The 9,534-nt window shown below is 67.1% G+C and carries 11 protein-coding genes; 4 read left to right on the forward strand and 7 right to left on the reverse strand.

Going from position 1 to position 9,534, the window contains the following annotated elements; all coding sequences use genetic code 11:
* The 3 genes from WBG82_RS15650 to truA all read left to right on the forward strand — a co-directional run.
* Positions 1–162: peptide deformylase (locus tag WBG82_RS15650; protein ID WP_424425835.1), on the forward strand; the 162-nt coding region annotated here is incomplete at its 5' end.
* A 28-nt stretch (positions 163–190) separates the two neighbouring features.
* On the forward strand, positions 191–1,129 hold the full coding sequence (gene fmt / locus WBG82_RS15655; RefSeq protein ID WP_424425816.1) for a methionyl-tRNA formyltransferase: 939 nt from the start codon (positions 191–193) through the stop codon (positions 1,127–1,129).
* Positions 1,129–1,869, forward strand: coding sequence for a tRNA pseudouridine(38-40) synthase TruA (truA, locus tag WBG82_RS15660; protein ID WP_424425818.1), 741 nt, complete (start codon positions 1,129–1,131; stop codon positions 1,867–1,869). Before fmt ends, truA begins: the two co-directional genes overlap by 1 nt.
* 27 nt (positions 1,870–1,896) lie before the next feature.
* Here the strand turns inward: truA and murI are convergent, their stop codons facing one another.
* The 6 genes from murI to WBG82_RS15690 all read right to left on the reverse strand — a co-directional run bounded on the left by murI (position 1,897) and on the right by WBG82_RS15690 (position 8,381).
* On the reverse strand, positions 1,897–2,721 hold the full coding sequence (murI, locus tag WBG82_RS15665; protein ID WP_424425820.1) for a glutamate racemase: 825 nt from the start codon (positions 2,719–2,721) through the stop codon (positions 1,897–1,899).
* Positions 2,718–3,323, reverse strand: a complete 606-nt coding sequence (locus tag WBG82_RS15670) for a hypothetical protein (RefSeq protein ID WP_424425822.1) — start codon at positions 3,321–3,323, stop codon at positions 2,718–2,720. The genes murI and WBG82_RS15670 overlap by 4 nt, the downstream gene beginning before the upstream one ends.
* A complete protein-coding gene (gene dapE, locus WBG82_RS15675; RefSeq protein WP_424425824.1) occupies positions 3,320–4,516 on the reverse strand; it encodes a succinyl-diaminopimelate desuccinylase in 1,197 nt (398 codons plus the stop codon). Before dapE ends, WBG82_RS15670 begins: the two co-directional genes overlap by 4 nt.
* A 163-nt stretch (positions 4,517–4,679) precedes the next feature.
* Positions 4,680–5,525, reverse strand: a complete 846-nt coding sequence (gene dapD, locus WBG82_RS15680) for a 2,3,4,5-tetrahydropyridine-2,6-dicarboxylate N-succinyltransferase (RefSeq protein ID WP_424425826.1) — start codon at positions 5,523–5,525, stop codon at positions 4,680–4,682.
* A 101-nt stretch (positions 5,526–5,626) separates the two neighbouring features.
* Positions 5,627–6,886, reverse strand: coding sequence for an EAL domain-containing protein (locus tag WBG82_RS15685; RefSeq protein WP_424425828.1), 1,260 nt, complete (start codon positions 6,884–6,886; stop codon positions 5,627–5,629).
* Between the two features lie 130 nt (positions 6,887–7,016).
* Positions 7,017–8,381 carry a hypothetical protein gene (locus WBG82_RS15690; RefSeq protein ID WP_424425829.1) on the reverse strand — a complete coding sequence of 455 codons (1,365 nt, stop codon included), beginning with the start codon at positions 8,379–8,381 and terminating at the stop codon, positions 7,017–7,019.
* A 108-nt stretch (positions 8,382–8,489) separates the two neighbouring features.
* Between WBG82_RS15690 and WBG82_RS15695 the strand changes: the two genes are divergently transcribed.
* Positions 8,490–8,975 carry a glutathione peroxidase gene (locus WBG82_RS15695; protein ID WP_424425831.1) on the forward strand — a complete coding sequence of 162 codons (486 nt, stop codon included), beginning with the start codon at positions 8,490–8,492 and terminating at the stop codon, positions 8,973–8,975.
* A 55-nt stretch (positions 8,976–9,030) separates the two neighbouring features.
* On the opposite strand, the gene WBG82_RS15700 is transcribed toward WBG82_RS15695, so the two are convergent.
* Positions 9,031–9,534, reverse strand: a 504-nt coding sequence (locus WBG82_RS15700) for an OmpA family protein (protein WP_424425833.1), incomplete at its 5' end; no start/stop codon positions are given.

Here is a 9,534-nt window from a genome sequence, read left to right on the forward strand (position 1 = left end):
CGCGAACTGGATTGCGAGGGCATGCTCGCGACCTGCATCCAGCATGAGATGGATCATCTGAACGGCGTTCTCTTCATCGACCATCTCTCCAAGCTCAAGCGTTCGATGATGCTGAAGAAGCTCGCCAAGGCGAAGAAGCTCCAGGAAAAGGAATTCGCCTGAGCCGGTCGCGCCTCGGGCATGCCGCGCCATGACCCTCCGCCTCGCCTTCATGGGCACGCCCGATTTCGCCGTTCCCGTCCTCGCCGAGCTTCTCGCCGCGGGCCACGAGATCGCTGCCGTCTATTCCCAGCCGCCACGAAGGGCGGGGCGCGGCATGGCCGAGCAGCCCTCGCCCGTGCATCGCTTCGCCGGGGCGAACGGCCTTTCCGTCCGCACACCCGTCTCGCTCAGATCGCCGGAGGAACAGTCGGCCTTCGCCGCGCTCGGCCTCGACGCGGCCGTCGTCGTCGCCTATGGCCTCATCCTGCCGAAGCCGGTCCTCGATGCGCCGCGCCTCGGCTGCCTCAATCTTCATGCCTCGCTGCTTCCGCGCTGGCGCGGGGCGGCGCCCATCCAGCGGGCGATCATGGCGGGCGATGCCGAAACGGGCGTCATGGTGATGCAGATGGATGAGGGCCTTGATACCGGCCCCGTGCTCCTCGCCGAACATGTGCGGATCGGGCCGAAGGCGACCGCCGGAAGCCTTCATGACGAACTCTCGCGGATCGGTGCCTCGCTCATGGTGCGGGCGCTCGCGGCGCTCGAGCGCGGGGCGCTTCAGGCCATGCCGCAGGCGGCCGGCGGCGTCACCTATGCGAGCAAGATCGACAAGGACGAGGCGCGGATCGACTGGTCGCGCGGTGCGGGCGCGCTCGATTGCCACATTCGCGGCCTCACGCCCTTTCCCGGCGCCTTCTTCGAGGTCATGCGCGACAAGGCGCCGGTCAGGATCAAGATCCTGCGCGCGGAGCCCGTTGAGGGGAGCGGTGCGCCGGGCGAGGTGCTTTCGCTCGAGGGCGGCATCACCATCGCCTGCGGCCAGGGCGCGCTCCGTATCGCCGAGTTGCAGCGCGCGGGCAAGGGCCCGATGCAGGCGGACGATTTCCTCCGCGGCTTTCCGCTGCATGTGGGCGAGAGGCTCGCCTGATGCCACGCTACAAGCTCACCATCGAATATGACGGCGCGCCTTTTGTCGGCTGGCAGTCGCAGGCGAATGGCTGCGCCGTGCAGGATGTGCTGGAGGCGGGCTTCAGGGGCTTTTGCGGCGCGGATGTGCGCGTCCATGGCGCGGGCCGCACGGATGCGGGCGTTCATGCGTTGGGTCAGGTCGCACATGTCGATCTGGCCGAACCCGTCCGCACTGACACGCTGCGCGATGCGGTCAACGCCCATATGCGTCCCCATCCGGTCGCCATCGTCGAGGCCGAGGAGGTGGGAGAGGATTTCGAGGCGCGGTTTTCCGCGACGCGGCGCCACTATCTCTATCGCATCGTCAATCGCCGCGCGCCTCTGACGCTCGACCGTGGCCAGGCATGGCTCGTGCACAAGCCGCTCGACACCGATGTGATGCATGCCGCCGCGCAGGTCCTCATCGGCAAGCACGATTTCACCACCTTCCGCTCCATGCAGTGTCAGGCGAAGTCGCCGCTGAAGACGCTCGATGAGCTTTCCGTCTCGCGCTATGGCGAGGATGTCGAGATCACCGCCCGCGCGCGCTCCTTCCTGCACAATCAGGTGCGCTCCATGGTCGGCTCGCTGAAGCTCGTCGGCGAAGGCAAATGGACGGCGCGCGATCTCGAACGCGCATTGAAGGCGCGCGACCGCGCCGCGTGCGGCCCCGTCGCGCCGCCGGACGGGCTCTATCTCATGCAGGTCGATTACGACTAGCCGGACGCGCCGGCTCCCTTCGCGGCTTCAGGCCGGCCTGATATCGACGAGTTCGACTTCGCCGGCCACGATCGGCTCGCCGAAGAAAATCCCGCCGACGCGCGCGAAGCGCTCGGGGCTGTCGGTGGCGAGAAAGCGCGTGCGGCCGCGCGTCTTGCGTGGGCTTGCGAGATCGCGCGCCGAAAGTTCCGTCTCGACGGCTCTCGCCGTCGTTTCAGCCGAATCGACCAGCGTGACATTGGGCCCGGCCACCTTGCCGATCGTGCCCGCGAGCACCGGAAAATGCGTGCAGCCGAGAACGAGCGTGTCCGGCGGATTGGGATGCGCGAAGATCGGCTCGAGATAGCGCCGCGCCGCCGCCTCCACCACGTCGCCCGAAACCCAGCCCTCTTCGGCGAGCGCAACGAAGATGCCGCAGGGCTCCTGCACCACATGGGCGCCGGGGTCGAGCGCATGGATCGCGCGCGGATAGGCGCCGCCGCGCACCGTCGCCTCCGTCGCGATGACCGCGATATGGCGCGTGCGCGATGCCTTGACGCCCGCTTCCGCGCCGGGGCCGACCACGCCGATGACGGGAAGCGGCGCGAGCGCCACCGAGAGCGGCCCGAGCGCGACTGAGGTCGCCGTGTTGCAGGCGATCACCGCCATCTTGATGTCGTGGCCGAGGAGGTGCCGCGTCGCCTGCGTCGCATAGGCCGTCACCGTCTCGGCGCTTTTCGTGCCATAGGGCAGGCGCGCCGTGTCGCCGAGATAGACGAGGTCTTCATGCGGCAGCCTCGCGCGCAGCGCCTTCAGGACCGTGATGCCGCCTATGCCTGAATCGAAGACGCCGATCGGGCGCGGATCGCTCATGGCGTTTCTCCGCCGGACATGAAGACGAGGCTCGCAAGCCCGTGATCGAGCATCAGATTGAGCGCGAGATCGAGAGCGAGAATGGCCGCTGCCGCGGGCGGCGTCGCGCCGAGCACCTGCCGCGCGATCTGCCAGCGATACCAGACGAGCGCGGCCATGGCGGGCAGCATCAGCGTGACGGCGACCGGGCTGGGAAGAATGCCGAGGGCATTGAGCAGGAGCGGCAGCGCGAAGAGCGCCGAGGTCATCAGCTCGCCCCAGTTGAAGACGATCACATAGGCGGCGTAGCTCGATCCGAGCTTCAGATGGCGCGCGACGCCGATCATGGTGAGAAGATAGGCCGCCCAGTAGAGAACGGTTGCGCCGACCTGCACCGTCACGAAGGAGGTGAAATCAGCAAGTTCGATCGTTCCGGTCGCTTGCCCGATCTGCCAGAGGGAAGCGGTGGTGAAGAAGATGACGGGAACCGTGATCGCCAGCGCCCAGAAGGAGCGGCGGAAGCCCTCGGCCGAGAGATCGAAATGCCGCGCCGCCGTGGCGTCCAGCATGGCGATGCGCCAGGCGCCAGTCAGGCCGTGAATGATTTCGCCCGTGCTGATCATCGCTCTGCGTCCGCGCCGGCCGCGAAATAGCGGCGCAGGATCGCCTCGTATATGTCGGCGAGGCGCGCGATGTCGCCCGCCGGCACATGCTCGTCCACCTTGTGCATGGTGGCGTTCGCGAGCCCGAATTCGACCACCGGCGCATAGGCGCGGATGAAGCGCGCATCCGACGTGCCGCCGCTCGTCGAGAGCTCGGGCACGAGGCCCGTGACCTCGCGGATCGCCTCCGTGATGAGCGTGGAGAAGCGGCCGGGCTCGGTGATGAAGGCTTCGCCCGAGATCTTCGTCTCGAACTCGTAAGCGCCGCCCATTTCCTGCACGACCTGGTCGAAGACGCCGCGCATCCACGCATCAAGCGAGGCGCCGGTGTGCTCGTCGTTGAAGCGGACATTCATCATCGCCCGCGCGACGCCGGGAATGAGATTGGTCGTTGCATTGCCGACATCGATCGAGGTGATCTCGAAATTCGACGGCTGGAAATGCGCGTTGCCCCGGTCGAGCACATGGCCGTCGAGCCGCCGCAGCATTTCGATGAGGCGGGGAAGGGGATTATCGGCGAGGTGGGGATAGGCGACATGGCCCTGCATGCCCCGCACCGTCAGCCAGCCATTGATGCTGCCGCGCCGGCCGATCTTCACCATGTCGCCGAGCTTCTGCACCGATGTCGGCTCGCCGACGAGGCAATGGTCGATCGTCTCGCCGCGCGCCGCGAGCGTCCTCAGCATCTTTGCCGTGCCGTTGATGCCGGGGCCTTCCTCGTCGCCGGTGATCAGCAGGCTGATCGAGCCCTCGAAGCCGCCCCGCGCGAGCCTTTCGGCGGCCGCGACAAACGCCGCGATCGAGCCCTTCATGTCGGCCGCGCCCCGGCCGAAGAGCTTGCCTGCCCGGATCTCGCCCGCGAAGGGCTCGACCGACCAGGCGGCCTCGTCACCGACGGGCACGACGTCCGTATGTCCCGCGAAGCAGAAATGCGGCCCGCCCGTTCCGAGCCGTGCATAGAGATTGTCGACATCCGGCGTGCCCTCCTCGCTGAAGGGCATGCGCTCGCAGCGGAAGCCGAGGGGCGAGAGCCACTTTTCGAGGGTGTCGAGGGCGCCTTCGTCGCGCGGCGTCACGCTCGGACAGCGGATGAGTTCGATCGCGATCGCAAGCGGATCGTAGGGGCTGTCGGGGCTGGGCGCGGACATCGGCATGGTCTCCCCGTGTACCGCGCGGCAACGGGTGCGGTCAAATGGCAGGAACGCGCCTCAAACTCCGCTGTCGGCCCGGAATTGTCCCGGGTTGCGGTGCCCGAGCCGGCAAGCCCGCCGCGCCCGGACCCAGGACCCCGGTCCCGTGCCGGGGTTAGGGTTCCTGTCAGTCCCGCAGCAGCTCGTTGATCGAGGTCTTGGAGCGCGTCTGGGCGTCGACCGTCTTCACGATCACGGCGCAATAGAGGCTCGGCGATGGCGCACCGTCCTTGCCTGCCCGGCCCGGCAGCGAGCCCGGCACCACGACCGCGTAGGGCGGCACCTTGCCGACATGCACCTCGCCGGTCGCCCGGTCGATGATCTTGGTCGAGGCGCCGAGATAGACGCCCATGGAGAGCACCGCGCCCTCGCCGACGATGACGCCCTCGGCGACTTCCGAGCGCGCGCCGATGAAGCAGTTATCCTCGATGACGACCGGATTGGCCTGCAGCGGCTCGAGCACGCCGCCAATGCCGGCGCCGCCCGAAATATGCACATTCTTGCCGATCTGGGCGCAGGAGCCGACGGTCGCCCAGGTGTCGACCATGGTGCCCGAATCGACATAGGCGCCGAGATTGACGAAGGAGGGCATCAGGACAGCGCCCGGCGCGATATAGGCCGAGCGGCGGACGATGGCGCCGGGCACGGCGCGGAAGCCCGCGGCGCGGAACTCCGCCTCTCCCCAGCCCTCGAATTTCGACGGAACCTTGTCCCACCAGTTCGTGCCGGTGCCGGGGCCGCCCGCGATGAGGCCCATATCGTTGAGGCGGAAGGAGAGAAGAACCGCCTTCTTCAGCCACTGATGCACGACCCATTCGCCGTCGAACTTCTCGGCGACGCGCAGCTCGCCCTTGTCGAGCGCCAGCAGCGCCGTCTCGACGGCCTCGCGCACCTCGCCTTTCGTCTCCGTGTTCACGCTGTCGCGTTCCTCGAAGGCGCGCTCGATGACGGATTTGATCTGGGCGGTGCTCATGCGGGGGCTCCCTTGGCGGGCGTGAACGGGTCGGCCGGCAAGATAGCGTCCGGGCCGCGCCTGTCAAACCTCGGGGGAGCGGGGTGGCGGATGTGCGGGCCTCAGGCGGCCGCGGCCGTCTCCACCGCCGTCCGCGTCACTTCCTCGCGCACGGGCTTCGGCTCGCCGAAGAGATAGCCCTGGCCATATTCGACATTGAGGTCGAGCACATCGACGACCTCGCGCTCCGTCTCGATCTTGTCGACGATGAGCTGGATGCCGTTGCGCCGCAGAAGCTCCTTGATGTCATTGGCGTGAATGTCGGTATTGCCGTGCTGTCCGCCGATGAGCGTCGCGGCCGAAATCTTCACGAAGCGGAAGTTCAGGTCGTGCAGTTCCCTGGCGTCGAGCTTGAGGTTCGTCACCTGGTCCATGGAGAAGCGGAAGCCGAGATTGGCCAGCGCCTCGAGGCTTTCCCGTTCGATCGGCCCCATGCCGTTCACCGTCATCTGGCTGAATTCGAAGATGAGGTGCTGCGCGAGATCCTGATTGTGCTGCATGTACTCGACGAATTGCGGGAAGAAGTCGGCATCGAGCAGCGAATAGGCCGAGATGTTGCAGAAGACGCCCGTATGCCTGTTGCGGGTGGCGAGCTTGCGCACGACCTGGATGCAGCGGAAGAGAAGTATGTTGTCGACGGTGGGCATCATGCCGGCAGGCTCGGCGACGCGCATGTAGTCGCGCGGCATGATGAGCGCGCCCTGTTCCGAGCGGAGCCGCGAAAGCCCCTCGTAATAGCGCACCTTGCGCTGCGGCAGCCCGACGATGGGCTGGAGATAGAGATCGACGCGGTTCGCTTCGAGCGAGCGGCGGATCGTCTCCAGAAGCTCGCTGTCGCTCATGGTGGAGATGTCGGGTTCGGGCTCGACCTCGGTGAGCGCGACGGGCGCGCCGAATTCGCGTGCGAGCCGCGCCTGCATGGCGGGAACGGCGCCCGGCAGGGGCGGCGCCTCGCGGGTCTCGGCGACCCGCTTCACCAGCGATTCGATGACGCGGATTTCGGAGAAGATGCGCTCCATCCTCTGGGTCGTTTCCAGTTCGAAGCGGTTTTCAAGCTCGACGATGCGGCGCGCCGCCTGATCGATCTCGCGCGTAAGCCCGGCCGCGATGCCCGTCAGCTCGGCCAGATCGTTCCGCACCTGCCGCCTCTCTATGCCGCGGGCATAGGCGGCATGGGCTTCCGCGCCGAGGAAACAGGCGATGAGCGCGCCGAGAAGCGCGAGCTTGGGTTCGACATTGGCAAATTCGGGAAGCCAGAGCGCGGCCGCGATCGAAGGCGCGACATAAAGCGTGGCGGTGAGAAAATGCTTCGGTTTCGACATCGGCGGCTCCTGCGGACGCATATGTGGCGTCTCGCACCCCATCTGGAACTTGACCCGATGGAAGCTTGCCTCCGAGGCGTTGAGATAAAGTTAACCATGCGGCGAGGGGAGTCCGCGCTCGCCAGAGCCCTCAGGCCGGCATTCTGGCAAGCCGCGCGAGCTTTCCCCAATGCATCCGGTAGAGAAGCGAGCCCCCGCGCCCGGGATGCTTCGGCATGCGCCGGATGCGCTCGAACCAGCGGTCTTCGGCGGCCGCCGCCTCGGCCCAGATCTCGCGCGAGAGCCGGCCCGCCTCCTCGGCGCTTCCGCCCCGCGCAAGCAGCGCCTCGACGCGGGCGAGAAAGCTCGCCTCCAGCCTGTCGCGCTCGCCGGCAAAGGCGTTGAGCCGGGCCGGGTAGTCCTCGAGCACCGCCCGGTGGAGCCGTTCGTGCCGCCACCAGAGCGTCGCGGGGTTATAGGTGTCGCCGGGCGCGGGACCGAAATCGGGAAGCGCCGCCCCCTCGAAGCCCGGTCCGAAAAAGACCGGCTTGAAGATCGAGGTGTCGGGCGACGAGGTGCCGGTCAGCCAATGGACGGCGCGTCCCGGCCCGAGTTCGGCCACCCATGAGCCGGTCGTCTGGCCGAAGCGGCGGATCGGCCCCCAGGAGGCATGGGCGCAGACGGCCCCGCCCATGATGCCGTCGGGCCGCCAGTTCGGATCGCGCGCGGCCTGTGCGCCCTGATCGCGCAGGATCCCCATCAGGCTGGCCGGCGCGTGGAAGTTTCGGCGGCCGAGAAGGCTGCTCGTGCGGCACCAGCGCGACATGCCGGTCGCGAAGGCCGAGCGCGCGCGGTTGGCATAGGCGTCGGCGAAATCGAAAGTCTCGCCCTCCTGCACGAAGCCCTGTTCGATCGCCTGCGGCAGAAGCCCCTGGCTTGCCTGATCGAACTTCGTTCCGATCGTGTAGGTGTTCGAGATCGAGCGCACGCGGTCCACGCGCTCGGCCGCCCATTCGCGCCCCACCGTTTCGAGCACGAAGGCATTGCCCGCCGCATCGGCGATGAGGAAGGAATTGTGGTACTCGAAATGGCCGAGATGGGCACAGTTTCCGCCCTGCCCATAGGTCTTCAGAAGTGTCGTGATGACATCGAGCGCCTCGTCGGCGTCGCGCGCGCGCTCGAGTCCGAGCCGCAGCAGGTCCATGCCGATCAGCGCCGCCTCCTTCTGCGGCGCGATCTTGGCGAAGACCGCCTCATTGCCGATGACGAGCCCGTGCTCGTTCGCGCCCATTTCCGCGCCCCACATCCAGAAGGGCCGCGACAGAAGCACGCCATGCGTTTCGGCGGCCTGCGGAATTTCGACATAGGTGCAGCGGAGGGTTGCGCCCTTTTCGTGGCGCGCCCGCGGCACATGCATCAGATATTGCGCCTCGTTGGCCTCGCGGTCTGAATTCTTCGCGAAAATCAGCGCGCCGGATTTCGTCGCGCCGGGCCGCGCCACCATCGTATCGCACATGGGCCGTTTCCCCCTTTGCGCCCTATAGTAGCCGCCTGCGGCAGCGCGTGAAGCGGGAAAAGCCGCGTGCTAGGATTTGCGCATCGTCGGCATTGGCAGGAGGCGCGGATGAACGCGCATGTCTTCGAGTTCCGCGGCATCAGGGGCGAGGCGCTGGCGCTTTCGCAGTTCGAGGGCCGCGCTGTCCTGATCGTCAACACGGCGAGCCGCTGCGGTTTCACGCCCCAGTACCGGGAATTGCAGGCGCTCTGGGAGCGCTACCGGACGCGCGGCCTCGTCGTCATCGGCGTGCCGTCCAACGATTTCGGCGCGCAGGAGCCGGGCAGCGAGGCTGAGATCCTCGAATTCTGCGAGACGAATTACGATGTCGATTTCCCGCTGACCTCGAAACAGTCCGTGATCGGCGAGACGGCGCATCCCTTCTACAAATGGGTGAGCGAGATAGCGGGCGAGGATGCGCGCCCGCGCTGGAACTTCCACAAATATCTGATCGGCCCGTCGGGAGAGCTCGTGAACATCTATGCGAGCCGGGTGAGCCCGCTCGATCCCGCGCTGGTGAGGGAGATCGAAAGTCTCTTGGGGCGCGATCTCTGAGATCGTCCCCCGCACCATGCCCCGCTTCGCGCGGGGCATGACGGGAGGAAGGGGCTCAGCCCTGCGTCAGCGGCGTCAGCTTGATCTCGACGCGCCGGTTCTGGGCCCGGCCATCGGGCGTCGTGTTCGTGGCGATGGGCTGGCTCGGGCCGACGCCGCGCACGAGGAAGCGGCGCGAATCCGTACCCTGAGAAATGAGATAGCTCGCGACGCTTTCGGCCCGCGCCTGCGAGAGCTTCTGGTTGAGTTCGGCGCTGCCGGTCGAATCCGTGTGCCCCGTCACGTCGATGAGCGTCTTGTCGTATTTCTTCAGCACCAGCGCGACGGAGTTCAGCACGTCATAGAACTTGGCGTTGATGTCGGGCGAGTTCGACGCGAAGGTCACATTGCCCGGCATGTTGAGGATGATGTTGTCGCCGACGCGCGTCACGCTGACGCCGGTCGAGCGGAGCTGGCGCGTGAGCTCGGCTTCCTGCTGGTCCATATAGTAGCCGATGCCGCCGCCCGCGAGCGCGCCCACGCCGCCCGCGATGAGCGCGCGGTTGCGCCGGTCGCTGCC

The sequence above is a fragment of the Parvibaculum sp. genome, assembly GCF_049671045.1.
Taxonomy (GTDB): domain Bacteria; phylum Pseudomonadota; class Alphaproteobacteria; order Parvibaculales; family Parvibaculaceae; genus Parvibaculum.